General features: G+C 64.8%; 23 protein-coding genes. 15 read left to right on the top strand and 8 right to left on the bottom strand.

Annotated features, from left to right (window positions below):
• Positions 1–10: 10 nt before the first annotated feature.
• The 4 genes from cysQ to V6M52_RS12715 all read right to left on the bottom strand — a co-directional run bounded on the left by cysQ (position 11) and on the right by V6M52_RS12715 (position 4,272).
• Positions 11–829: a 3'(2'),5'-bisphosphate nucleotidase CysQ gene (gene cysQ, locus V6M52_RS12730; protein WP_332690569.1), complete on the bottom strand. Its 819-nt coding sequence runs from the start codon at positions 827–829 to the stop codon at positions 11–13.
• A 14-nt stretch (positions 830–843) separates the two neighbouring features.
• Positions 844–1,716 carry a carboxylating nicotinate-nucleotide diphosphorylase gene (nadC, locus tag V6M52_RS12725; RefSeq protein ID WP_332690566.1) on the bottom strand — a complete coding sequence of 291 codons (873 nt, stop codon included), beginning with the start codon at positions 1,714–1,716 and terminating at the stop codon, positions 844–846.
• A 71-nt stretch (positions 1,717–1,787) separates the two neighbouring features.
• Positions 1,788–3,062, bottom strand: a complete 1,275-nt coding sequence (locus tag V6M52_RS12720; protein ID WP_332701284.1) for an AGE family epimerase/isomerase — start codon at positions 3,060–3,062, stop codon at positions 1,788–1,790.
• A gap of 196 nt (positions 3,063–3,258) precedes the next feature.
• Positions 3,259–4,272 carry a class 1 fructose-bisphosphatase gene (locus V6M52_RS12715; RefSeq protein WP_332690561.1) on the bottom strand — a complete coding sequence of 338 codons (1,014 nt, stop codon included), beginning with the start codon at positions 4,270–4,272 and terminating at the stop codon, positions 3,259–3,261.
• 217 nt (positions 4,273–4,489) lie between these two features.
• On the opposite strand from V6M52_RS12715, the gene V6M52_RS12710 reads away from it, so the two are divergent.
• The 4 genes from V6M52_RS12710 to V6M52_RS12695 all read left to right on the top strand — a co-directional run bounded on the left by V6M52_RS12710 (position 4,490) and on the right by V6M52_RS12695 (position 7,362).
• Positions 4,490–5,272: a transporter substrate-binding domain-containing protein gene (locus V6M52_RS12710; protein ID WP_332690558.1), complete on the top strand. Its 783-nt coding sequence runs from the start codon at positions 4,490–4,492 to the stop codon at positions 5,270–5,272.
• Positions 5,273–5,334: 62 nt separating this feature from the next.
• Entirely contained in the window at positions 5,335–6,003 is a 669-nt protein-coding gene (locus V6M52_RS12705; protein WP_332690555.1) for an amino acid ABC transporter permease, read from the top strand.
• On the top strand, positions 6,003–6,662 hold the full coding sequence (locus V6M52_RS12700) for an amino acid ABC transporter permease (protein ID WP_332701283.1): 660 nt from the start codon (positions 6,003–6,005) through the stop codon (positions 6,660–6,662). Before V6M52_RS12705 ends, V6M52_RS12700 begins: the two co-directional genes overlap by 1 nt.
• A complete protein-coding gene (locus V6M52_RS12695; protein ID WP_332701282.1) occupies positions 6,640–7,362 on the top strand; it encodes an amino acid ABC transporter ATP-binding protein in 723 nt (240 codons plus the stop codon). The genes V6M52_RS12700 and V6M52_RS12695 overlap by 23 nt, the downstream gene beginning before the upstream one ends.
• Positions 7,363–7,366: 4 nt before the next feature.
• Here V6M52_RS12695 and V6M52_RS12690 read toward each other — a convergent pair whose 3' ends face one another.
• Positions 7,367–12,031, bottom strand: a complete 4,665-nt coding sequence (locus tag V6M52_RS12690; protein ID WP_332701281.1) for an NAD-glutamate dehydrogenase — start codon at positions 12,029–12,031, stop codon at positions 7,367–7,369.
• Between the two features lie 310 nt (positions 12,032–12,341).
• On the opposite strand from V6M52_RS12690, the gene V6M52_RS12685 reads away from it, so the two are divergent.
• Complete coding sequence (locus V6M52_RS12685; RefSeq protein WP_332690543.1) at positions 12,342–12,506, top strand: hypothetical protein; 165 nt, start codon at positions 12,342–12,344, stop codon at positions 12,504–12,506.
• A 21-nt stretch (positions 12,507–12,527) separates the two neighbouring features.
• Here the strand turns inward: V6M52_RS12685 and V6M52_RS12680 are convergent, their stop codons facing one another.
• The 3 genes from V6M52_RS12680 to V6M52_RS12670 form a co-directional block, all read right to left on the bottom strand.
• Complete coding sequence (locus V6M52_RS12680; protein ID WP_332690540.1) at positions 12,528–12,806, bottom strand: DUF6894 family protein; 279 nt, start codon at positions 12,804–12,806, stop codon at positions 12,528–12,530.
• Positions 12,807–12,897: 91 nt separating this feature from the next.
• Positions 12,898–13,449, bottom strand: a complete 552-nt coding sequence (locus V6M52_RS12675) for a flavin reductase family protein (RefSeq protein WP_332690537.1) — start codon at positions 13,447–13,449, stop codon at positions 12,898–12,900.
• A 91-nt stretch (positions 13,450–13,540) separates the two neighbouring features.
• A complete protein-coding gene (locus V6M52_RS12670; protein ID WP_332690535.1) occupies positions 13,541–14,143 on the bottom strand; it encodes a superoxide dismutase in 603 nt (200 codons plus the stop codon).
• A gap of 83 nt (positions 14,144–14,226) precedes the next feature.
• Between V6M52_RS12670 and V6M52_RS12665 the strand changes: the two genes are divergently transcribed.
• The 10 genes from V6M52_RS12665 (at position 14,227) to V6M52_RS12620 (ending at position 23,150) form a co-directional block, all read left to right on the top strand.
• Positions 14,227–14,913 (top strand): helix-turn-helix transcriptional regulator, encoded by a 687-nt coding sequence (locus V6M52_RS12665; protein WP_332701280.1) that lies wholly within the window; start codon positions 14,227–14,229, stop codon positions 14,911–14,913.
• Entirely contained in the window at positions 14,910–15,401 is a 492-nt protein-coding gene (locus V6M52_RS12660; protein ID WP_442881861.1) for a group III truncated hemoglobin, read from the top strand. The genes V6M52_RS12665 and V6M52_RS12660 overlap by 4 nt, the downstream gene beginning before the upstream one ends.
• A 98-nt stretch (positions 15,402–15,499) precedes the next feature.
• Positions 15,500–16,537 carry a sulfate/molybdate ABC transporter ATP-binding protein gene (locus tag V6M52_RS12655; protein WP_332690529.1) on the top strand — a complete coding sequence of 346 codons (1,038 nt, stop codon included), beginning with the start codon at positions 15,500–15,502 and terminating at the stop codon, positions 16,535–16,537.
• A gap of 80 nt (positions 16,538–16,617) precedes the next feature.
• On the top strand, positions 16,618–17,241 hold the full coding sequence (locus V6M52_RS12650) for a hypothetical protein (protein ID WP_332701279.1): 624 nt from the start codon (positions 16,618–16,620) through the stop codon (positions 17,239–17,241).
• A gap of 32 nt (positions 17,242–17,273) precedes the next feature.
• Positions 17,274–18,230, top strand: coding sequence for a diguanylate cyclase (locus V6M52_RS12645; protein WP_442881860.1), 957 nt, complete (start codon positions 17,274–17,276; stop codon positions 18,228–18,230).
• Entirely contained in the window at positions 18,227–18,721 is a 495-nt protein-coding gene (locus V6M52_RS12640; protein ID WP_332690523.1) for a GAF domain-containing protein, read from the top strand. The genes V6M52_RS12645 and V6M52_RS12640 overlap by 4 nt, the downstream gene beginning before the upstream one ends.
• A 160-nt stretch (positions 18,722–18,881) precedes the next feature.
• Positions 18,882–19,811 (top strand): ABC transporter permease, encoded by a 930-nt coding sequence (locus V6M52_RS12635; RefSeq protein WP_332701278.1) that lies wholly within the window; start codon positions 18,882–18,884, stop codon positions 19,809–19,811.
• Positions 19,808–20,980 carry an ABC transporter permease gene (locus V6M52_RS12630; RefSeq protein WP_332701277.1) on the top strand — a complete coding sequence of 391 codons (1,173 nt, stop codon included), beginning with the start codon at positions 19,808–19,810 and terminating at the stop codon, positions 20,978–20,980. The genes V6M52_RS12635 and V6M52_RS12630 overlap by 4 nt, the downstream gene beginning before the upstream one ends.
• Entirely contained in the window at positions 20,977–22,011 is a 1,035-nt protein-coding gene (locus tag V6M52_RS12625; protein WP_332701276.1) for an ABC transporter ATP-binding protein, read from the top strand. The genes V6M52_RS12630 and V6M52_RS12625 overlap by 4 nt, the downstream gene beginning before the upstream one ends.
• 119 nt (positions 22,012–22,130) lie before the next feature.
• A complete protein-coding gene (locus tag V6M52_RS12620; protein WP_332701298.1) occupies positions 22,131–23,150 on the top strand; it encodes an ABC transporter ATP-binding protein in 1,020 nt (339 codons plus the stop codon).
• The last annotated feature ends 254 nt before the right edge of the window (positions 23,151–23,404 follow it).

The raw sequence follows: 23,404 nt of genomic DNA, 5'->3' as shown, positions 1-23,404 counted from the left end.
CTCTCCCCGCTCAGGCCAGCAGGCGGGTCATTTCCGCGGCGGCGCGTTGCGCCAGCGCCTCGCTCGAGGCGGCGACGAAATAGGGGTTGAGGAAACCCAGATCGTGTTTCCCATAGCGCATCCGCGCCCCGTCCAGCGTAACCACCGCGCCGCCCGCCGCTTCCAGGACAGCCTGTCCGGCCGCCGTATCCCACTCGCAGGTGGGCGTGAAGCGCGGGTAGAGCTGGGCGTCGCCGCGCGCCAGGAGGCAGAATTTCAGCGACGATCCGACCGAGACATCGGCCTCGACCTCCAGCGTCTCGCACAGCATTGCCAGCGCCGCATGGCCGTGTGACCGGCTCGCCACGATGCGCGGCCGCGTGGCCGAAGCCACTGAAATGGCTCGCCGTTCCGACGCAATGCCGCTCTGCGTATCGCAGAACCAGGCGCCTGAGGCATCGCCGATAAAGGTCTCGCCGGTGGCCGGCGCCAGCACCACGCCCAGCACCGGCACGCCATGTTCCACCAGCGCGATATTCACCGTGAACTCACCGTTTCGCTTGATGAATTCCTTGGTCCCATCCAGCGGATCCACCACGAAATAGCGCTCGCCCAGCGTTGGAATGATCCCGGCCGCCACGCTCTCCTCGCCCAGCACCGGAATGCCGGTCGGCTTGAGATAGTCCAGGATCACCGCTTCGGCGGCCGCATCTGCCTCGGTCACCGGCGAGCCATCGGCCTTGATCGCCGCAGAAATGGGCCGGGCATACACTTCAAGGATCAGCCGTGACGCAGCGATCGCCGCATCCAGCACCAGCGTGGTCAGGCTTTGGTCCGTCGGTACTTGCATGGTCATCGCCATAATCAGCGTCCGATCTCGACATCGAGCCCGAGATCGAGCGGCGGGGCCGCCATGGTGATCTGGCTGGTGGAGATATAGTCCACCCCCGTCTCGCCGATCGAGCGAACCCGGTCGAGCTTCACCCCACCCGAGGCTTCGAGCTTGGCGCGACCCGTATTGATGGCCACTGCCTGGCGCAGCATATCGTTGTCCATGTTGTCGAGCAGCACCACGCGCGCTCCGGCGGCCAGCGCCTCTTCCAGCTCCGCCAGCGTTTGGACCTCGATCTCGATGGCCACCAGATGCCCGGCAAAGGCTTCCGCCGCCCGGTAGGCCGCCGTCACGCTGCCCGCGACGGCGATGTGGTTGTCCTTGATCAGGATGGCGTCGCTTAGCGAATAGCGATGGTTGGCGCCCCCGCCACACCGCACCGCATATTTCTGGAACGCGCGCATACCCGGCGTTGTCTTGCGTGTATCGCAGATCTGCGCCCCGGTCCCTTCCACCGCATCGGCATAGCTTCGCGTCAGCGTGGCAATGCCGCTCATGTGGTTGAGGAAGTTCAGCGCCACGCGCTCGGCCGACATGACCAGTCGGGCAGGGCCGCTCACGCTCGCCACCAACTCGCCCGCCGCCACCCGGTCGCCATCGGCAAGCCTGGGCTCGAACATCACGCCATCGCCGACCAGCCGGAACGCGGCCGCGGCCAGGTCCAGTCCGGCGATCACGCCGGGCTCGCGGGCGGACAGGTTCGCCCTCGCCGTCGCCTCCGGGGCCAGGGTCGCCTGGCTCGTCAGGTCGCCGGCCAGCCCCAGGTCTTCTTCCAGTGCAGCGGCAACCGCGCGCTCCACCAGCAGGCGCGGCAATTGGGCGGGCAGGCGGTCGGGACGCGACATTGGCTCAGTCTCTCAAATGTCGCGCTGATGTACCCGCGCCCCGCGCCGCTGGCAACAGGGTGCCAGCGCCACTAGATGTAGTGCCTGATCGTGTGATCCGCCTCGATGATCGCCTTGGTCAGGCTTCCGGTCGCCGGATAGAGCGGGATCAGGCAGGCTTGCAGCGCGTGATAGATATCCGGCTTGCCAACGAACAGCCGCGAGGTCGGCGTCAGGTCTTCCTTGAGCTCGCTCAGCCAGCCGCCACTGGCATGGTCGATCACATGGTTCTCGGCATAGTCCCAGAGCTTGCGATACCAGATCTGGAAATAGTCATGGGTCGTGTCATAGGCCGATAGGAACGCCGCCGCCCCGATAGCCTCGCTCACCGGCCACCACAGCTTTTCGCGCATGATGGGTTTGTTGTCCCAGTCCAGCGTGTAGAAGAACCCGCCATGGGTCTGGTCCCAGCCCAGCTCGATCGACTGGTGAAACAGTTCTCGCGCCGCGCCGGTCATCCACGACAGCCGTTTTTCTCCCAGCACCCAGAGCTGGTACAGCAGCCGCGACCATTCCAGCCAGTGTCCCGGCGTCGCGCCGGACGGGCGGAACATTTCCGACCCCTGGTAATTCTTGTCGAGCACCCAGTTCTCGTCGAAATGCTCGGCCACCCGGTGCCCCAGCGGCACGGCATGCTTGGCGATGACTAGCTCGGCAATGCGCTCGGCCTTGGTCAGATACGCTTTGTCGCCCGTCGCCTCAAACGCCGCCATCAGCGCCTCGGTCAGGTGCATGTTGGAGTTCTGCCCGCGATACCTGGTCCCGCCCGACCAGTCATTGGCAAACTCCTCGCGCACCGCGCCGACCTTGTCGTCCCAGAACCGGCGCTCGATCACCTCGGTCACATCGGCCAGCATCCCGTCGGCCAGCGGATGCCCCAGCAGCTTAGCGCTCGATGCTGCCAGCATGACGAAGGCATGCCCATAGGCCTGCTTGCTGGCATCCTTGGGTCGGTTGTCGTCCAGCGACCACACATAGCCGCCATGGCGCTGGTCGCGGTGCTTCTCCCATAGATAGCGCATGCCATGATCGACGATCTCGTCTGACCCCGGCCGCCCGATCAGGCTGCCAATGGCGAAGCAGTGGACCATGCGCGCGGTGCCATGAATCTGTCGTGTCGAATTGGCCGCGTCGATCGGCGTGCCGTCGTCATTGAGCTCGAAGAACCCGCCCTTGGGATTGAGCGAGGGCGCCTGGAAGAAATCGAACAGGTTATTGGCCTGCCGCATCAGATACTGCCGATGAAACGGCCGGTTCGGCCACGGGGTCGAATTGGTCTGGGACAGTGTCGTCTGCGCGTCGGTCATAGTGGCTCCTCATCTGGGCAGAGCTATAGCTAGCCAGTGAGAACGTTGCAATTCTTCGAACCGGCCGAAGGCAAAATCGCTCCGGCTTCTGAGCGTCACGCAGTGCAAATCGCTCCGGCGGAGCGATTTGAGTGAAGAAGGCCAGGAGACCTATGGTCGAGTGGCAGCGGGGTCCTGCTGAGACAGCGAGGGGAAACTACCCCCGCGCGTACCACGCCTCGACCCGCCCCACTTCCTCCGCCGATCCCAGGATCACCGGAATCCGTTGGTGGATTCCCGTCGGCACCACATCCAGCAGCCGTTCCCGCCCAGTCGTCGCCTTGCCACCGGCGGCCTCCACCAGAAACGCCATCGGGTTCGCTTCGTAGAGCAGCCGCAGCCGGCCCCCCTTGCTCACCGTCTCGCTGTCGAGCGGATAAAGGAAGATGCCGCCGCGCATCAGGATGCGGTGCACGTCGGCCACCATCGAGCCTACCCAGCGCATATTGTGCCGCTTGCCGGATGCCCCGGTTTCGCCCGCCACGTTCTCGGCAACATAGCCCTTGGTGGCCGCATCCCAAAAGCGCTCGCGCGCCGTATTGATCGCATATTCCGCCGAGGCTTCCGACACCTGCACATCGGTATCCGTCAGCACATAGCGCCCATCGGCATCGAGCGTGAACACCACAACCGATGCACCAAAGCTCAGTACCAGGCTTGTGGCCGGGCCATAGGCGACGTAGCCGGCCGCCAGTTGCGCACTCCCCTTCTGCAGCAGCCCACCGGCTGCATCCAGAATGGAAAAGATTGTGCCAACAGTGACGTTTACGTCCAGATTTGAAGACCCATCCAGCGGATCGGTCGCCACCACGTAGCGCCCCTGATTCTGAAACTGAAGCGGTTCATCCAGTTCCTCCGAAACCAGAATCGAAATCTCGGGATTTTGCTCCAGGTATTTGACGACAATGTCGTTTGAGATGATGTCGAGCTGCTTCTGCTCCTCGCCCTGCACATTGACACGACCGACCAGCCCCACCTGTCCGGCAACCGGTGCTGTCCGCAGGATCGCGGCGATCTCGACGCTGGCCGCGGCCATGCTGGCCGCCACGGATGCCAACCCGCTTGGCACGCCACCCGCACGCGTGAGTTCTGCAAGCCAGTCGGGAAGCGTCATTTGTTGCGGCATGGCGTGGGTGTCCTGCGATACGGGTTTCGGGCGCAGTGTGGTCAAGGCACCCCGGGTTGCAACCACGACTTTCGCCGCAGCATCGGTCGCTGCCTAACAATTGCACATTGTATACCGGGCGATGGTCAAATCGTGTGCAAGTTCTCCCGCAACATCGTCGACCCGGCCAAACGGCGGCAGTTTTGTCAGCGATTTCAAGAGACCTACTCTGGCACGGGACTTGCAAAACGGTCCGCACCACGACCCATCCAAGGAGAATTCAATGCGCCGTCGTTCACTCATTCTCATTGCTGCTGCCGGATTGGCCCTTGGGCTGGCTGCGCCCGCTCAGGCCGACGCGCTGTCCGATATCCAGGCCCGCGGTTCCATCCGCATCGCCGTGCCGCAGGACTTCCCGCCATTCGGCAGCGTCAGCATCGACATGACGTCGGTCGGCTATGACATTGATGTGGCCAAGGCCATCGCCGAGCACCTTGGCGTCTCGGTCGAGCTGGTCCCGGTGACCAGTGCCAACCGCATTCCCTATCTGCAGACCGGCCAGGTCGATCTGGTGATCTCCAGCATGGGCAAGAATGCCGAGCGCGAAGCGGTGATCGACTTCACCGACGCTTACGCGCCCTTCTTCAATGGCGTCTTCGGCGAGGCCGACGTGACGCTGGCCGGGCCGGAAGATATGGCCGGCTATTCGGTCGGCGTCACCCGTGGCGCGGTCGAGGATCTGACGCTGACCGATCTTCTGCCCGAGGGCGTCGAGATCAGCCGCTATGAAGACAATAACGGCACCATTTCGGCCTTCCTGTCCGGCCAGGTCGATCTCATCGCCACCGGCAACGTGGTGGCGGCCGCCATCATCGAAAACAATCCGGCCCGCCGCCCGGAGCTGAAATTCCTGGTGCAGAATTCGCCCTGCTATATCGGCCTCAACAAGAACGAGCCCGAACTGCTGGCCGCCGTCAATACGATCGTCGCCGAGATGAAGGCCGATGGTTCGCTCAACACCATTGCCCAGACCTGGCTCAAGGCCGACCTGCCGGCCGACCTCTAGCCTCCATTGCGGCGACCCGCTCTGCGGGTCGCCGTTTCCACTGAACGAGGCAGGGCAGGGCGATGGGTTATCAATGGAATTTCGACTGGCTGGTCGGGTATCTGCCGATCTTTGCCAAGGGCATCTCGATCACGCTGGAGCTGATCCTCGTTGGCGCCGTCATTGGCGTCGCGCTGGGCACCGCCTGCGCCTGGGCGCGCGCGCTGGGTCCGACATGGCTCAAGCCCTTCGTGGCGGTCTATGTGGAGCTGATCCGCAATACGCCCTTCCTGATCCAGCTGTTCTTCATCTTCTTCGGCCTGCCCTCGCTCGGCTTCAAGATGAATGCCCTGCAGGCCGCCAATCTGGCCATGGTGATCAATCTGGGCGCCTATAGCTGCGAGATCATCCGGGCCGGCATCCAGGCCACCCCGCGCGGCCAGTTCGAAGCCGGCCAGAGCCTGGCCATGACGCAGTTCCAGACCTTCCGCCACGTCGTGCTCATTCCCGCGCTGCAGCGGATTTGGCCGGCACTGTCCTCCCAGATCGTGATTGTCATGCTCGGATCGTCGGTAGTGTCACAGATATCGGTCGAGGACCTCACCTACGCCTCCAACTTCGTCCAATCCCGCAATTTCCGCGCTTTCGAGACCTATATCGTGGCGACCGCCACCTATCTGGTCCTGTCGATCCTGGTCCGCAAGCTGCTCGACGGCCTGGGCTGGGCGCTGTTCCCCAAGAGGGCAGCATAATGGCCCAGTTCACCATTTTCGACATCGCGCGCAATCTGCTCATCGCCACGCAATGGACCGTCCTGCTGTCGCTGGTCTCGTTTGTGGGCGGTGGCATCGTGGGCGGCATCGTGCTGCTCCTGCGCATCGGCAAGTCGCCCTGGCAGCGCAACGTGGCCAAGGTCTACATCGAAATCTTGCAAGGCACCCCGCTGCTGATGCAGCTGTTCCTGGCCTTTTTCGGCCTGGCACTGTTCGGCATCGCCGTCCCGGCCTGGCTGGCCGCAGGCCTCGCCCTGACCCTGTGGTCGGCCGCCTTTCTCGGCGAGATCTGGCGCGGCTGCGTCGAGTCCGTTGCCAAGGGCCAATGGGAAGCCTCGGCCAGCCTGGGCATGGGCTATATCCAGCAGATGCGCCACGTCATCCTGCCCCAGGCCCTGCGCGTCGCGGTGCCGCCCACGGTTGGCTTCTCCGTTCAGGTGGTCAAGGGCACCGCGCTGACCTCGATCATCGGCTTCATCGAGCTGACCCGGGCCGGCACCGTGGTCACCAACGCCACCGGCCAACCCTTCCTGGTCTATGGCCTCGTCGCCCTCATCTATTTCTGCCTCTGCTGGCCCCTGTCGCAAGCCAGCCGCGTTCTGGAGAAGAAGCTCAATGTCGCTCATAACCATCACTGACGTGCACAAGAGTTTCGGCGCCAACGAGGTCCTCAAGGGCATCGACCTCGACGTCAAGCGCGGCGAAGTCGTCGCCATTATCGGCAAGAGCGGCTCGGGCAAATCGACCCTCCTGCGCTGCATCAACGGGCTCGAATCCATCGATTCCGGCGCCATCGCCGTGTCGGGCGCTCAATTGCTGCCCGGCGAACAGGCTTTGCGTGCGCTGCGCCTCAAGGTCGGCATGATCTTCCAGCAGTTCAACCTGTTCCCCCATCTCAGTGCCGGGCGCAACGTCATGCTGTCGCAGATGGTGGTCAAGAAGACCCCCAAGCCCGAGGCGGAAGCCATGGCCCGCAAGATGCTGGAGCGGGTTGGTCTGACCGAAAAGTTCGATGCCTTTCCCGATCAGCTCTCCGGCGGCCAGCAGCAGCGCGTCGCCATCGCCCGCGCCCTCGCCATGGAGCCGGCAGCCCTGCTCTGCGACGAAATCACCTCGGCACTGGACCCCGAACTGGTCAGCGAAGTGCTGGCTGTGGTGCGCGAACTGGCGGCCGAAGGCATGACCCTGATCATGGTCACCCACGAAATGCGCTTCGCCCGCGACGTCTGCTCGCGCGTCGTCTTCATGCACCAGGGCCGCGTGCACGAAATCGGCCCGCCCGAACAGGTCTTCGCCAATCCCCAGACTCCCGAGCTGCGACAGTTTCTCGGCGTCTGATCGCCTAGACCTCGCGCGCCAGATCGGCCAGCAGGCCCGCCGCCACCGACAGCCGCGACACCGTCAGCTCGCCCTGCGTCAGCTCGGCCACCGATGCGGCGGTCCGTTCAACGACCGCCTTCTGCAGCGCCGCCCAGGCTTCCAGCCCACCCTCGGCCTGGAGCACATCCGCCGTCAGGTCGCGCTGGGCCCGCATCAGATTGGCCAGCGCCCGGTCCAGCGCCATGCGGTCGAACCGGTCGTTGAGCTGGATCGCGCGTCCCTGCTCGATCACCGGCCACAGCTGGAAAGCGGCGAACACCCCGAAGAACGCGGCCGCACCCTCGGTCACCGAAACGCCCGCCCGCTCGCTCACCAGCACGATGTCGCTGGCATAGCTCAGCACCGGCAATTCGGCGATGGCCCGTGCCGTTGCCTCCGGCACGCCCTGTGCCACCAGCTGGGCCGCCTTGGCCGCAATCCCCTCCGCCAGCGAGGCGGGCAGGGTGGTCCCCAGCATGTCCCGCAGCGCCGCGACGCCCGCGCCATGCCGCGCCACCAGCCCGGCCAGCCCCTGCGTCACATCCGCATTGCGCAGGAACCACAGGCTTTCCTGCCGCAGCAGTTCCATCACCGCGCCATAGAGTCCGAGCTGCACCTCGCCCGCCACGACGCCATCCAGCGCATCGATGGCCGCATTGAGCGCAGTCAGCCCATAGGCATCGCGCGTGCCGGCATAGGCCAGCGCCACCTCGCCCGGGCTGGCGCTGGTCGCCGCCCGCAATTCGCTGACGAAAGCCGGCCCGCCCCGGTTGATCATGGCATTGGCCAGGACGGTCGCGATCACCTCGCGCTTCAGCCGATGGCCCGCCACCGCCGCGGGATAGGCACCGTGCAGCGTCTCCGGAAAATAGCGGTAGAGCTCGCCCGCCAGATAGTCGTCATCGATCGAGATGCCTTCCAAGAGGTCCGCGTAGAGCGTCAGCTTGGCATAGGCCAGGATCACCGCCAGCTCCGGCCGCACCAGTGCCTTGCCCGCCAGGGCCCGCGCATCCATGGTCGCGTCCGATGGCAGGAATTCCACCGCCCGGTCCAGCAGCCCGCGTTCCTCCAACCGCTCGATCAGTTCACGATGGTCCGGCAGTTCGCCCGTGCCTGCCCGCTCCGCCAGCGAAAGCGCCAGCCCCTGCAGATAGTTGTTGCGCAGGCACAGCGCCGCGACTTCGTCGGTCATCGTCACCAGGAACGCATTGCGATCCGCGATGCTCAGCGATCCATTGGCCAGCAAGGGCGCCAGCGCGATCTTGATATTGACCTCGAGATCGCTTGAATTGACGCCGGCCGAATTGTCGATCGCGTCGGTATTGATCCGCCCGCCACTGAGCGCATATTCGACGCGCCCGCGTTGGGTCACCCCCAGATTGGCGCCTTCGCCCACCACCTTGGCACGCACTGCGCTGCCGGTGATACGGATGGCGTCATTGGCGCGGTCGCCGACCTCGGCATCGGTCTCCTGGCTCGATCGCACATAGGTGCCTATCCCGCCAAACCACAGCAGGTCCACCTCCGCCTTGAGGATCGCCGTCATCACCTCGCCGGGCGTCGCCTGGCTGACATAGAGCCCGATGGCCGTCTGCATTTCCACCGTCAGCGGGATGGATTTGAGGCTACGCGGAAACACCCCGCCACCGGTCGAGATCAGTCCCTTGTCATAGTCCTGCCAGCTCGAGCGGGGCAGGGCGAACAGCCGCTGCCGCTCGGCAAAGCTGGTCGCTGCATCGGGATTGGGGTCGATGAAGATGTCGCGGTGGTCAAATGCCGCCACCAGCCTGATGGCGGGCGAGAGCAGCATGCCGTTGCCGAACACGTCGCCGCTCATGTCGCCCACGCCCACCACGGTAAAGGGCTCGCGCTGGATGTCGCGGTTCATCTCGCGGAAATGTCGCTTCACCGCTTCCCAGCCGCCGCGCGCCGTAATGCCCATTTCCTTGTGGTCGTAGCCGGCCGAGCCGCCAGAGGCGAAGGCATCGCCCAGCCAGAAGCCGCGCCCGGTCGCAATGGCGTTGGCCGTGTCCGAAAAGCTCGCCGTGCCCTTGTCCGCCGCGACCACCAGATAGGGGTCATCCCCGTCCCGCCGCACCACGTCCCGGGGCGGCGCCACCGCGCCGTCGGCCAGATTGTCGGTCACATCGAGCAATGAACCGATAAAGATCGTATAGGCCGCCACGCCCTCCGCCTGGAAAGCCTCGCGCGCCATTCCGGGCACCAGCCGTTTGGGCACGAACCCGCCCTTGGCGCCCACCGGCACGATCACCGCGTTCTTCACCTGCTGCGCCTTGACCAGCCCCAGTACTTCGGTGCGGAAATCCTCCGGCCGGTCCGACCAGCGGATGCCGCCACGCGCGATGGCGCCAAACCTTAAGTGCACGCCCTCGACGCGCGGCGAATAGACCGAAATCTCCCGATAGGGCCGTGGCGCCGCCATCCCGTCCACCAGCCCGCTGTTGAACTTGATCGCCAGCGCCGGCATCCGCCTGCCTTGTCCGTCGCGCTGGAAGGCATTGGTGCGCACCGATGCTTCCACCAGGTTGACGAAGCGGCGCACGATCCTGTCTTCGTCGAGCGACGCCATCGCGTCCAGCGCCGCCGCAATGCGCTCCCGCGCCGCCTCGGCGCTGGCCTCGCGGTCCCTCTGCTGCGGGTCGTGCAGCGCGTTGAACAGTCCCACCAGCCCCGTCGCAGCGTCGGTCTGTTTCACCAGCACATTGGCGATATAGCGCTGCGAGTAGGAAATCCCGATCTGCCGCAGGTAACGCGACAGCGCCCGCAACAAAGCTGCGTCGGTCCAGCCCAGCGATGTGCGCGTCACCAGCGCATTGAGCTGGTCGCTCTCGGCCAGCCCGTCCCACACCGCCAGCAGGCCGTCCTCCACCGCCTGGCCTCGGGCCGCTACGTCGAAAGCGCCGCCGTCGGCCGGCTCCAGCACCATGTCGTGCAGATACCGCTCGACCCCGTCGCGCGGCACGACTGTATAGGTGCGCTCGTCGATCACTCGGAAGCCAAAGGCCTCCAGCATTGGCACCCGGTCGCTCAGCGGAATGGGGCTTTCGCGGTGGTAGAATTTGAGCCCCAGCGACCCATCGGCCCCGGTGCGGCTCCGCAGCCGGATCGCAACGCCGGCCCCGTCGCCCAAGCCGCGCAGCACGTTGATATCCTCATGCGCATCCTCAGCCGAATTGCGCGACTGGTAAGCCGCCGAAAACGCCGCGCGATAGTCGCTGATGATCGCCGGATCGCTGGCCGTCGCCACCAGCACGTCGCCAAAATTGGAGGTCAGCGCATCGACGCGAGCTTCGAGCTCCGCCCGGCTTGGCTGCGGCGTCGGCCCGCTCACGCGGCCGATGATCACATGCAGCCGCACCAGTTCCCCTTCCGGAAAGTGCGGATAGAACGCCGAAACCCGCCCGTCATAGACCTGCGCCAGATAGCGCGTGATCCGGGCCCGCGCTTCTCCGTCATAGCGGTCGCGCGGCACATAGACGAGAACGGAGACGAAGTTGTCGAAGCGGTCGATGCGCGGCAGCACCCGCACGCGCGGCCGGTCGAACAGCGCCGCGATTGCCGTGGCGAATTCGAACAACTGCTCGACGCTGATCTGGAACAGCTCGTCGCGCGGATGGCTGTCCAGCGCGCTCAACAGTGTGCGCCCGTCATGCCCCAGCGGATCGACGCCCGATTTGCGCATCACCTCGGCAATCTTGCGCCGGATGATCGGCACATCGGTATGGGGCGCCACCTGCGCCTGCGCGGTGAACAGTCCCACGATGCGGAGTTCGCCTATGGCCTTGCCGTTGGCATAGGTCTTGATGCCCACATAATCCATATGCACGCGCCGATGCACCCGCGCCCGCACATTTGCCTTGGTCACCAATAGAGGCTCGTCCGAAGCCATGAAGGCGGCATGCTGTGGCGTTGATTCCACAAAGGTCGGGCCGCTGCGCAGTACCTTGAGGTCCGGGTCACGCAATATGCCCAGCCCGCTTCCGGCCACCGGCTCCAGCCCGCCATCGGCGATGCGGTAGTCCCGCATGCCCAGAAAGGTGAAGTTGTTCTCGGTCAGCCACTCGAGAAACCGCAGCGGCTCGTCTTTCTGTGCCGAGGGGGATTTCTCCAGCGCCCCGATAGTCGCCCGCATTCGCGAGAGCATCTGTTCCCAGTCGTGCACGGCCCGCGTCACCTCGGCCATGGTCGCGGCGATCTCGGCGGTGAGCGCCGCGACATCGGCGACGGGGTCGCTGTGGATATGCAGCACGCTCAGCGCCCGTCCGCCAGCGTCGCGCACCACGGGATGGGTAAAGAGCTGCACCGTGCCGCCCGCCGCCCGCACCGCCGCGAGCGCGCTGTCGACGATGAACGGCATGTCGGGCGAAACGATATCGAGCACCAGCGGGTCGCCGGCCCGCTCGGGCGGCTTCGCAGCAATCTGGCTGCTGTCGCCCTTATAAGCCAGCAGATGCCGGTAGGACTGCCGCAGGGTAGCCTCGAACCGGTCCGGCGCCTGCCGCGCCAGGTCGTCGCCATCCGTCGCCAGGATCGCGGCCTTGAGGAAATGGGCAAACCCCGCATCCTCCGTCATCAGTGCCGCAGCCCGGTCCAGCAAGGCTGGACGGTTCGATTGACCCAGATCCATTCGGCGACTCCCAAAACGCATACGCAGTCTAGGCACCCTTCAGACGCCTGTCTGCCATACGATTGAATAATAGCGCCGCGCCAAGATGGTGCCATCGCACCGCCAAATGACGGAATGCCGTCGTTATAGTTCTGGTCACACTCTGGAATGAGATTGCGTCAACTCAGTCTGTGGACGTCCATTTGCGTCCATTTTTGCCGAATCCTGTTTGAATGAAGCAAGTTGTTCTCTTGCCGCCGGGCCGGCCGGCAAGCCTCGCCTTGCAATACTCTATCGTTCTGGTAGTCTTATGGCATCAGCGGAGACAGCGATGAACCACGCAACCAGATTGCTTGCCTACGCCGCCCTTGCCGCGGCCCTGACCCTGGGCTTTGTGGTGACAACCAATGCGCAGGATCGCGCCGGGGCCACAGTGCCGGCCCGCGAAATCGCCGCTCGAGTGTCTAAGCTCTTGCTTGCAGAGACCGGCGCGTAACGCCGGACAAGGGTCGTCCCTTTAGTGCACCGTTACCGGCTCCACAGGCGTCTCTGACCCGCCCGTCAGCTTTGGGCCGGCCCAGAACACCAGATACAGCAGTTCCTCGCCCGCCGCGTCGGTGATCTCGATCGAGCGCGGCACCCGCGTATCGCCGCCGGTGCTGGCGGCCCGCTCCACTATGGCCTTGGCTAGCGCGGCGGCATTGTGCTCCGCCGCGTCGAGGTCCGGCAGCTCGCTGCCATCCATGTCGCGGACCAGCTCGTCATCGGTGCGGTAGTGAAAATAGAACCGGGGCACAACTGCCTCCCTCGGCGAGGATTGGTCAAAGCGGCCCGCCGGTTTCCCGGACCGGGCGATCAGTTATGCCAGCTTGCCAGTTTCGCGCCTGTCAGTCGAGCCCGCCCAGTTGGTGATATTGGTGGCGTTGCCAGAGCAGGGGTGACCGGCTCGTCGTTGTTTCCGCTTCGACGACTGCCCCGGCGAACAGCACATGCGTCCCCGTCTCCATAGAACCGACCACATCGCAGTCAAGCGCCGTCACCGCACCCAGCAGCATGGGATGTCCCGACGGCCATTCGCTCCAGCTTGCCGCGCTGAACCGCTCTTGCGGTGCCACCCGGCCGGCAAAGGCGTCCGCCACTGCCGCCTGGTCGTCAGCCAGCATGGCGAATGAAAATCCACCCGTCTTGGCGATGAGATCGGCCAGCCGGCTCATGATGTCGATGGAGATCAATATCGTTGGCGGGTTCATCGACAGCGACAGCATTGAGGTCACCGTCCGCCCGATGCGCTCCTCGCCCCGGCGCGCCGTCACCACGCTGACCGTGGTGGCCATCGCCGCCATGGCCGAACGAAACTCGGTATTGCCGATCAGCGGCCGCCGGGGCGGTCGCAGTCGCATGGCATCGGGCAGCTCGAAATCAGCCATCGCTGTCGTCAATTTCCTTCTCCGGCTGTTCGGGAACACGCCGCAAACACGCGCTGGCCGAAGGCAATCCCGGCCAGCGCGTACAGCATAGCCTAGCAGTGTCCTAGGACAAATTGGCTTCCGCGAACTCATAGTTCGCCAGCTTGTCGAGGAAATTGCTCACATAATCCGGCCGGCGATTGCGGAAGTCGACATAGTAGCTGTGCTCCCACACATCGAGCCCCAGCAGCGGCTTGCCCTCGCCGGTCGCCAGCGGATTGGAGCCGTTCGGCGTCTTGGTGACCTTGAGCTTGCCGTCGCTGCCCAGCACCAGCCAGGCCCAGCCCGAACCGAATTGCGTCGTCGCCGCCGTCTTGAACTGCTCCTTGAATGCCTCGACGCTGCCCAGGTCGCTGACGATCTTGGCTTCGAGCTTCCCGCCGAGCTTGCCGCCATTGGGCGACAGCGCATTCCAGAAGTGGATGTGGTTCCAGTGCTGTCCGGCATTGTTGAACACCGGCGCCAGCTCCGCCTTGCCATTGGCAAAGGCGATGATCTCTTCCAGCGACTTGCCGGCCAGCTCGGCATTCTTCTCGACGAACCCGTTGAGCGCCGTCACATAGGCCTGGTGGTGCTTGTCATGATGCAGTTCCAGCGTTTCCTGGCTCATGCCGCGATCGGCCAAGGCAGAATGGGCATAGGGCAGGGCGGGAAGTTCGAAAGCCATCTGGAGTCTCCGTGATAGGGCGGCGCTTGCATTTCCGTGCTGCGCCGTTTAATTTCCAAGCAATGACTTTGAAAACCTCCGGCATGAATATGTCAAGCCAGAACTTGGAAAACGTGACGCCAGAAAACGGGGCCTGGTCGCCGCGCAGTCCGGCCGAGCGCGTGCTGATGGCGCTCAAGATGCACGGTGCTCTGTCGGCCGCCACCCTCGGGCCCATGCTCGGCACCACCGGCGAAGCCGTGCGCCAGCAATTGGCCCGCCTCGCCCTGGATGGATTGGTCGTGGCTACCAGCGAGGCCAAGGGGGTAGGGCGCCCCACCCAGCGCTGGAGCCTGACCGAGGCCGCCCAATCGCGCTTCCCCGACACCCACGCCGCCCTGACCGTTCAGCTGCTGGACATCATCCGTTCATCATTGGGGCAAAATGCTGTCGAAACGCTCATTTCCACTCGTGAGGACCTGACCCGCACCGCCTACCAATCCACCCTCGACAGCCGCGTCACCCTGCGCGACAAGGTTGCCGCCCTCGCCGACCTGCGCTCCGCCGAAGGCTATATGGCCGAGTGGCGCGAAGAGCCCGACGGCTCGCTGCTGCTGATCGAAAACCACTGTCCCATCTGCGCCGCAGCCACGGCCTGTCAGGGTTTCTGCCGCGCCGAACTCGATGTTTTCCGCGCCGTTCTCGGCCCCGATACGTCTGTGGTGCGCACCGAACACATCGTCTCCGGCGGCCGCCGTTGCACCTATTCGATTAAAGAGTCCCGCGCATGAATGACCACAATCCGCGTCCCCCCATCGGCACGCGCCACCAGCGCGTCGGCTGGGAAACGCCCGCAGGCCTCGACGAAGCCATGATCCGCGCCGTCGTCGACCGCTTCTACGCCGATGCCCGCCGCGACCCCGTCATCGGCCCGGTCTTCAACCGCATCATCGCCCCCGAAGCCTGGCCGGATCACCTCGCCACCATCGCCGATTTCTGGAGCTCCATGCTGCTCGGCACCGGCCGTTATGGCGGCCGTCCCATGCCCAAGCACATGGCCATCCCCGAGCTCTCCGACGCCCATTTCATGCGCTGGCTGGCTCTGTTCCGCCGCACCGTCGACGAACTCTGCCCGCCCGATATCGCCGCGCTCTTCATCGAGCGCTCCGAGCGCATCGGCAACAGCTTCCGCATGAACATCGCCATGCGCCGCGGCGAGGATATCACCGCCATGGCCCCGCTGGACCGCGAAACGCCCGTGTGGACCCCGCCACGTTAGAATATGCGCGGGTCACGATTTTCCGTTCCTCGCAAACGGCTCGCCTTGAGAAACGCGGGTGATCCACTAGGGTCGCGGCGTCTATGAGGTCGAGGTATATGGAAGTTCGCGTCCAGAATGTGCGCAAGGAATTCGATCGCTTCCCGGCGCTGCATGACGTTTCGCTCGATATCCGCTCGGGCGAACTGATCGCGCTGCTGGGTCCCTCAGGGTCGGGCAAGACCACTTTGCTGCGCCTCATCGCCGGTCTCGAAATGCCCACCCAGGGCAAGATATTCTTCGGCGACACCGACGCGTCAGAAAAGACCGTGCAGGAGCGCAATATCGGCTTCGTGTTCCAGCACTACGCCCTGTTCCGCCACATGACGATCCTCGAAAACATTTCCTTCGGCCTCAAGGTTCGCCCGCGCTCCAGCCGTCCCCCCGCCGGCGAAATCCGCCGCCGCGCCATGGAACTGCTCGATCTCGTCCAGCTCTCGGGCCTCGAAAAGCGCTATCCCGGCCAGCTCTCCGGCGGCCAGCGCCAGCGCGTCGCCCTGGCCCGCGCCCTTGCCATTGAGCCGGCCGTGCTGCTGCTCGACGAACCCTTCGGCGCGCTCGACGCCCAGGTGCGCCGCGAACTGCGCAAATGGCTGCGCGAAATCCATGACCGCACCGGCCACACCACTGTTTTCGTCACCCACGACCAGGAAGAAGCGCTCGAACTCTCCGACCGCCTCTGCGTCATGAGCCAGGGCAAGGTCGAACAGGTCGGCACCCCCGACACGGTCTATGACCACCCCACATCGCCCTTCGTCTTCGGCTTCATCGGTGAATCGAGCGAACTGCCCGTTACCGTGGAAAAGGGCGAAGTCTGGCTCGGCGGCCACGCCATAGGCGTCCCCGCCGGCGATGCGATGCCGGGCAGGGGCCGCCTGTTCTTCCGCCCGCATGATGTCGAACTGGTCGGGTCCGATGCTGCCCTCGGCGGCTTGATCGGCACGTCGCGCCGCGTTGGCGGCACCCGCCGTGTCGAACTTGAAATCGGGGGCGAAGGCCAGCGTGTCGAGATCGACCTGCCCTTCGATCACCCGGCCGCCGAACAGACCCGCATCGCCTTCCGTCCCCGCCGCTGGAAACTGTTCCCCGCCGCCTAGCGCGCTGCGAGCCTCGATACATTAGCATTCTGGCCACCGAATCCGGCTATGCTGGCCTGCCACCACACTGAGAGCGTCCAGTGTCCGACGTCCCCGCCAGCCTGATCGATGGATTTACGCGCGGCACGCATTTGCTGCGTGCCGGTCTTTGCGACGAAGCCATGGTCGAGTTCCGCGCCGTCTATGCCCAGGCCCGGCACCTGTCGAACGAAGACCTCATGGCTGCCTGCCTCTGCGAGATGGGCTGGTGCAACTACAAGCTCGGCCAGACCGAACATGCCCTGGAATGCGCCATGGGCGCTCGGGGCCTCCGCCAAAGGCAGGGCAATACGATCGAGCTTGCCCGCGCCCTGGCGGTCGAAGCCATTGTCTTCCTCGATCTCGGCTTCAGCGACGAGGCCTTCGACCTGTCGGTCGAGGCCGTCGACCTCGCCCAGGCGGGCGACGATGCCGCCGTCCTGGCCTTTGCGCTCAACGCCAAGGGTATTGTCCTGGCCGTGTGCCGCGAAACCGAACTGGGAATGGCGCTGATAGAGCGCGCCGTTTCGATGGCCGCCGAACAAGCCAATGTCGCCGCCGAAGCCTATTACCTGCTCAATCTCGGCTTCTGCCACACCAAGCCGAAGAGGCGGAGAAGTTCGGCGAGCCTGGCCGGGCCATCGGCGAGCGCGAGGCCGCCATCGACCTGTCCGAGCGCGCCATAGCCAGGGCCGAAAGCAGCGGCGATCACTGGACCTTGCGCGTTGCCCTCTGCAATACCGCCGAAATGCTGGGCCTGCAGGGCCGCCACGACCTGGCTTGTGCCTATCTCGAACGCAGCGCCGGCCTGCCCGGCGATCCGGGTCCAAGCCTGCGCATTCACTATCTCTATACCTTCGGCGACATATTGCTGCGCTCCGGCGATCCCCACCAGGCCCGCACAGTTGTCGCCGAAGCATTGACCCTGGCCGACGCCTGCCAGCAGGTCGACCATCAGGTCAATTGTGCCCACAAGCTGGCAGAAATCCTCGAAGCCTTGGGCGATGCCACGTCGGCTCTGGCCATGTTCAGGCGCTTCCACACCCTCTACGTCACCCAATCGGGCGAAGCGGCCAGGCGGCGAGCTCGTGTCGAGGAAATCCGCTCCGAAACCGAGCAATGGCGCAGCCGCGCCGCCACCCTGGCGGGTCAGGCTCTCAGCGACCCGCTGACCGGCATCGCCAATCGCCGCAGTTTCGATCAGATCCTCAATCGCCTCGCCGGCACGCCGGTCGCCCTTGCCATCCTCGATCTCGACCACTTCAAGGCGGTCAACGATCTGTTCTCCCATATTGTCGGCGACGCCGTGCTGCAGCGCGTCGCGCGGGCCATTGTTGGCCAGATCGGGCCGCACGGCCATGCCGCCCGGCTCGGTGGCGAAGAGTTCGGCCTGATTTTCCCCGACGCCTCTGAAGCCACGGCCGCGGCCTTCTGCGAGGGCATCCGCGTCGCCATTTCCTGTACCGATTGGTCCGATGTGGCACCCGGCCTGCTGGTCACGGCCAGCATTGGCCTGGCTGCTGGCGACGGCACGATACCCTCCGGTGAGCTTATGCAGGCCGCCGACAACCGACTCTATATCGCCAAGACCAATGGACGTGACCGCATCGTGATCACCGACGGTCCGGTTCTCCTCGCGGACGACGCTGCCGACCGCCAAAGGTGGCTGGCATGACCGGCGGAGCCTTTCGCCGGTTCGAAGAAAAGCTCGCCCGTTACACCGATCCCGTCGAAACGGGCACTGCGCTCCATGCGCTGGCGGCCACCATCATCCCCGCCCGCCTGTTCACGCTGACGGCCATCAATATGTCCGCCGGTCACGTCCGCCGCGTCTATTCCAGCCACCCGGACGTCTATCCGCTGCTCGGCACCAAACCACTTGTGATCGATGACTGGTTCCGCGCCATGCAGACCGAGCGCCGCATCACCGCCATCAACACGGCGGCCGGCATGGAGGGCCAGTTTCCCGACCTCGCCCTGATCCGCTCTCTTGGCTGCAACAGCTCCCTCAGCGTGCCCGTCATGGCCGGCAATGACCTGCTCGGCACCATCAACGCGCTGGATGCCGAAGGCAGCTACCCCCAAGCCATGGTCGAGCGTGCCGCCGACCTGATCATCCCGGCCCTCGCGGTCTTCCTGATCCTGCGCGGGCATTTCGAGCTGTAGGCTATCCCACCCACAGCGCGTCCCAGTGTTTGGCAATCGCACAAATATCTCTCCCATCCACCCTTGCAGTAAAAAAATTTTGATGGTGGAATAGCCGCCATGTCAGACATTTGCGGCCGTCCATCTCCTGCCGTTGCCGCCCATTCCGGGACGCGCTGACATGTCCACCTACATCCTCCAGCGCCTCGGCATGATGCTGCTCACCCTCTGGGCCATCGTCACGCTGACCTTCTTCCTCATGCATGCCGTCCCGGGCGGCCCCTTCGTCTCCGAGCGCATGCTCGCGCCCGAGATCGAAGCGGCGCTCAACGCCAAATATGGCCTCGATCAGCCTATCTGGCTGCAATACCTCGCCTACCTGCGCGGCATTCTGACTTTCGATCTCGGCCCGTCCTTCAAGTACCCCGGCATCTCGGTCAACACGATGATCGCCGATGGCCTGCCGGTCACCCTGCAGACCGGCCTGCTCGCCGTCATCTGTGTCGTCGCCCTTGGCATTCCGCTCGGCATCATCGCCGCGCTCAACCGCAATCGCTGGCCCGACACCACGGTCATGCTGATCGCCACCATCGGCGTCGCCATCCCCAGCTATGTCATCGCCACCGTGACGCTCTATATCTTCGCTCTGCGCCTGGGTTGGGTGCCCACCTTCGGCCTCGACGACTGGCGCGGCTACTTCCTCCCCGTCTTCGCGCTCTCGGGCTTCTGGATATCCTTCGTCGCCCGGCTCACGCGCTCATCGCTGCTCGAAACCTTCGAGCAGGACTACATGACCACCGCTCGCGCCAAGGGCCTCCGGCCCGGCCAGGTCCTGTTCAAGCACGGTCTGCGCAATTCGCTGGTTCCGGTCGTCACCGTCCTCGGCCCGGTCGTCGCCAATCTCATCACCGGCAGCTTCGTCATCGAACAGATTTTTGCGCTGCCCGGCATCGGTCGCCAGTTCGTGCTCTCCATCACCAATCGCGACTACACCGCCATCATGGGCATCACCATCTTCTACGCTGCCGCCCTCATGGTGATGATCCTCATTGTCGATCTGCTCTATGCCGTGCTCGATCCGCGCATCAAACTGGCGAGCGCCGCCGCATGAGCGATATTGCCCCCGAAATGTGGGAGAAGCTGTCGCCGGGCGATGCCTCCGTGGTCGCCTCGGCGCCGAGCCTGACTTATTGGCAGGACGCCCGCCGCCGCCTCTGGGCCAGCAAGCCCGCTATCGTCTCGATCGGCTTCATCGTCCTGCTCATCCTCGCCGCCATTTTCGGCCCGCTGTTCAGCCCCTACAGCTACGCCGACCAGAACCTGCGCCTGTCCAATATCCCGCCTGCCTTCGAGACCTACAGCGTCGTGGATGGGCAGGGGGCGACCACCCGCTTCTTCCTCAATGCCTCCAACTTCAACCTCTACGAGGTCGATGCCGAGGGCCACGTCCTTGGCCTGCTGCGCGGCGAGCGCAAAGACATGCTCAGGAAGGCCCAGCCCTTCATCTTCGGCGATACCACCATCACCCTCGATTACAGCAAGCTCCCCGCCAAACTCGTCGCTGCCGACGGCACCACAATCAGCCCTTCCGGCTGGTCCTGGAACCGCACCTATCTCTTCGGCACCGACCAGCTCGGCCGCGACGTCCTCGTCCGCCAGCTCTACGGCGCCCGCATCTCGCTCACAGTTGCCTTCGTCGCCACGCTGGTGAACTTCGTCATTGGCATCTTCTATGGCGGCATTGCCGGCTATGTCGGCGGCAAGACCGACGCAATCATGATGCGCATCGTCGAGATCATCGCCACCATCCCGCTGACGCTCTATGTCGTCCTGCTCATGGTGGTCTTCGACAGCGGCCTCTATTCCATCATCATCGCCATTGGCTCGGTCTTCTGGGTCGATATGGCTCGCATCGTCCGCGGTCAGATACTCTCCCTCAAGAGCCAGGATTATGTCGCCGCCGCCCGCACCATGGGCGCCGGCACATCGCGCATCCTCACCCGCCACCTGCTGCCCAATTCCATCGGCCCCATCATCGTCACCCTGACCATGCTGATCCCCTCGGCCATTTTCATCGAAAGCTTCATGAGCTTCATCGGCCTCGGCGTCACCCCGCCGCTTGCCTCCTGGGGCACGCTGACCTCGGAAGCCGTCGAGACCATGCGCGCCTACCCGCACCAGCTCTTCTTCCCCGCCGCCGCGATTTCCCTCACCATGTTCGCCTTCAACTTCCTCGGTGATGGCCTGCGCGACGCGCTCGACCCGCGGTTCCGCAAATGAACCCGGTCCTTTCCGTCCGCGACCTCACCACCTCATTCTTCTCCCAGCGTGGCGAAGTGCAGGCCGTGCGCGGCGTCAGCTTCGATGTCTATCCCGGGGAAGTCCTCGGCATTGTCGGGGAATCCGGCTCTGGCAAATCCATCACCGCCATGTCCATCCTCCGCCTGCTCAAGGCATCCGGCCGCATCAAGTCCGGCTCCGTTCATTTCGACGGCCAGGACCTCATTGCCCTCGACGAAGATGATCTCCGCGACATCCGCGGCAACAGGATCGGCATGATCTTCCAGGACCCCATGACCTCCCTCAATCCCACGCTCACCGTGGGCGAACAGGTCATCGAAACCATCCTCCGTCACCGCAAGGTCACCCGTGCCCAGGCCCGCGCCCGCGCGGTGGACCTGTTCGAACTCGTCCGCATCCCCTCCGCCGCCGAACGCCTGAAATCCTATCCGCACGAATTTTCCGGCGGCATGCGCCAGCGCGTCATGATCGCCATAGCCCTGGCCTGCGACCCCAAGCTCCTCATCGCCGACGAACCCACCACCGCGCTGGACGTCACCATCCAGCGCCAGATCCTGGGCCTGCTGAAAGACCTCCAGCGCCGCCTCGGCATGGCCGTCATCCTCATCACCCACGACCTCGGCGTCATCGCCGAAGTCACCGACCGCATCGTCGTCATGTATGGCGGCCTCGTCATGGAAACCGGCCCCGTCCGCGATCTCTTCAAGACCCCGCTGCACCCCTATACCCGCGGTCTGCTCGCCTCCGTCCCCGACCTGCGCGACGACACCCATCGCCGCCTGACCCCCATCCCCGGCAGCCCGCCCGATATGGCCCATCCGCCCACCGGTTGCCCCTTCACCCCAAGATGCCCCCACGCCATGCGCCAATGCGCGGCGGAACTGCCACCGATTTTCGGCGAAGGGCAGGGGGCAAGATGCTGGCTGCATCACCCGGACGCGCCTTCTCTTACCTCTCCCTTCGGGGGAGAGGTCGGCGCGCAGCGCCGGGTGAGGGGGCCTTCCCCATGACCACAAGCCCAACCACAAACTCGATGACACACCTCCCCCATGATGGGGGCCTTTCAAGCGGCCCGAAGGGACAAATCGCTCCAGTGGAGCGATTTGAGCGAAGGAAGGCCATGAGAGCTATGCTCGAATGGCGGGAGGAGGTGGACGCACCGACCGCTCCCCTCGTCTCCATCCGTAACCTCCACAAACACTTCGCCACCGGCCGCTCCCTCTTCGGCCCACGTCCCATCCTCCGCGCCGTCGACGGCGTCACCCTCGATATCCATCGCGGCGAAACCCTGGGCCTCGTCGGCGAATCCGGCTGCGGCAAGTCCACGCTGGCCCGCACCCTCATCCGCCTCTATCAGCCCACCTCAGGCTCGATTGACTTCGACGGCCTCGACGTCGCCACCGCCTCCGAACGCGCCCTCGCCCCCTTCCACCGCCGCGTCCAGATGATCTTCCAGGACCCTTACGCCAGCCTCAACGGCCGCATGACCGTCCGCGACCTCATCGCCGAGCCGCTGGAAATCGCCCGCATCGGCACGCCCCAATCTCGCACCGCCAAGGTCCACGACCTCCTCGCCCGCGTCGGCCTCCATGCCGACCACGCCAATCGCTTTGCCCACGAATTCTCTGGCGGCCAGCGCCAGCGCATCGGCATTGCCCGGGCCATCGCCCTCGAGCCCGACCTGGTCATCTGCGACGAACCCATCTCGGCCCTCGACGTCTCCGTCCAGGCCCAGGTCGTCAACATGCTGGAAGACCTGCAGGATCAGCTCGGCCTCACCTACCTCTTCATCACCCATGACCTCTCGATGGTCCGCCACATCTCCGACCGCATCGGCGTCATGTATCTCGGCCGCATCGTTGAGCTCGCCTCCGATACCGATCTCTACCGCCGCCCCTCGCACCCCTATACCCGCGCCCTCCTGGCCTCCATTCCTGTCCCCGATCCCACCGCGGCCCGTCCCGTCGAGCCCATGCGTGGCGAAATCCCTAGTCCCCTCCACATTCCCTCCGGCTGCCGCTTCCGCACCCGCTGCCCCATGGCGACGGACCTCTGCGCCAAAACCGAACCGGACCTCAGAGACATCGGCGGGGGGCACCTCGCCGCCTGCCACTATGCCGGCGATGCGACGCCTCAACCGGCGGCGTAAGCCAATCGCAAGCAGGCTGGCAGCAAACGACAAGCTTGCTGCCGGCAAAACGACGCAAAGGCTGGGTCACACCCCGCCAAAAAACAGGAGAGAAGACGATGACCAAGCACTTCCTGCCGCTGCTGACCGCAGCCTTCCTCGCCTCCACCGCCGGTGCCTTTGCCGCGGGCGAGCTGACCTATGTGGTCAACAATGAAAGCGCCAAATACGACCCCGGCACCACCGCCGAAACCTTCGCCGCGCCCATCATCGGC

It is taken from the genome of Devosia sp. (assembly GCF_036676215.1).
Classification (GTDB): domain Bacteria; phylum Pseudomonadota; class Alphaproteobacteria; order Rhizobiales; family Devosiaceae; genus Devosia.
Note: the sequence above shows the minus strand (reverse complement) of the source record. Positions and strands in the feature narration are given on the sequence as shown.

Bases quoted from the DNA above. Each gene is read 5' to 3' on its own strand.
- cysQ (WP_332690569.1), bottom strand. From the start codon at position 829: ATGCAAGTACCGACGGACCAAAGCCTGACCACGCTGGTGCTGGATGCG.
- nadC (WP_332690566.1), bottom strand. From the start codon at position 1,716: ATGTCGCGTCCCGACCGCCTGCCCGCCCAATTGCCGCGCCTGCTGGTG.
- V6M52_RS12720 (WP_332701284.1), bottom strand. From the start codon at position 3,062: ATGACCGACGCGCAGACGACACTGTCCCAGACCAATTCGACCCCGTGG.
- V6M52_RS12710 (WP_332690558.1), top strand. From the start codon at position 4,490: ATGCGCCGTCGTTCACTCATTCTCATTGCTGCTGCCGGATTGGCCCTT.
- V6M52_RS12705 (WP_332690555.1), top strand. From the start codon at position 5,335: ATGGGTTATCAATGGAATTTCGACTGGCTGGTCGGGTATCTGCCGATC.
- V6M52_RS12700 (WP_332701283.1), top strand. From the start codon at position 6,003: ATGGCCCAGTTCACCATTTTCGACATCGCGCGCAATCTGCTCATCGCC.
- V6M52_RS12695 (WP_332701282.1), top strand. From the start codon at position 6,640: ATGTCGCTCATAACCATCACTGACGTGCACAAGAGTTTCGGCGCCAAC.
- V6M52_RS12690 (WP_332701281.1), bottom strand. From the start codon at position 12,031: ATGGATCTGGGTCAATCGAACCGTCCAGCCTTGCTGGACCGGGCTGCG.
- V6M52_RS12685 (WP_332690543.1), top strand. From the start codon at position 12,342: ATGAACCACGCAACCAGATTGCTTGCCTACGCCGCCCTTGCCGCGGCC.
- V6M52_RS12670 (WP_332690535.1), bottom strand. From the start codon at position 14,143: ATGGCTTTCGAACTTCCCGCCCTGCCCTATGCCCATTCTGCCTTGGCC.
- V6M52_RS12665 (WP_332701280.1), top strand. From the start codon at position 14,227: ATGAATATGTCAAGCCAGAACTTGGAAAACGTGACGCCAGAAAACGGG.
- V6M52_RS12660 (WP_442881861.1), top strand. From the start codon at position 14,910: ATGAATGACCACAATCCGCGTCCCCCCATCGGCACGCGCCACCAGCGC.
- V6M52_RS12655 (WP_332690529.1), top strand. From the start codon at position 15,500: ATGGAAGTTCGCGTCCAGAATGTGCGCAAGGAATTCGATCGCTTCCCG.
- V6M52_RS12640 (WP_332690523.1), top strand. From the start codon at position 18,227: ATGACCGGCGGAGCCTTTCGCCGGTTCGAAGAAAAGCTCGCCCGTTAC.
- V6M52_RS12635 (WP_332701278.1), top strand. From the start codon at position 18,882: ATGTCCACCTACATCCTCCAGCGCCTCGGCATGATGCTGCTCACCCTC.
- V6M52_RS12630 (WP_332701277.1), top strand. From the start codon at position 19,808: ATGAGCGATATTGCCCCCGAAATGTGGGAGAAGCTGTCGCCGGGCGAT.
- V6M52_RS12625 (WP_332701276.1), top strand. From the start codon at position 20,977: ATGAACCCGGTCCTTTCCGTCCGCGACCTCACCACCTCATTCTTCTCC.
- V6M52_RS12620 (WP_332701298.1), top strand. From the start codon at position 22,131: ATGCTCGAATGGCGGGAGGAGGTGGACGCACCGACCGCTCCCCTCGTC.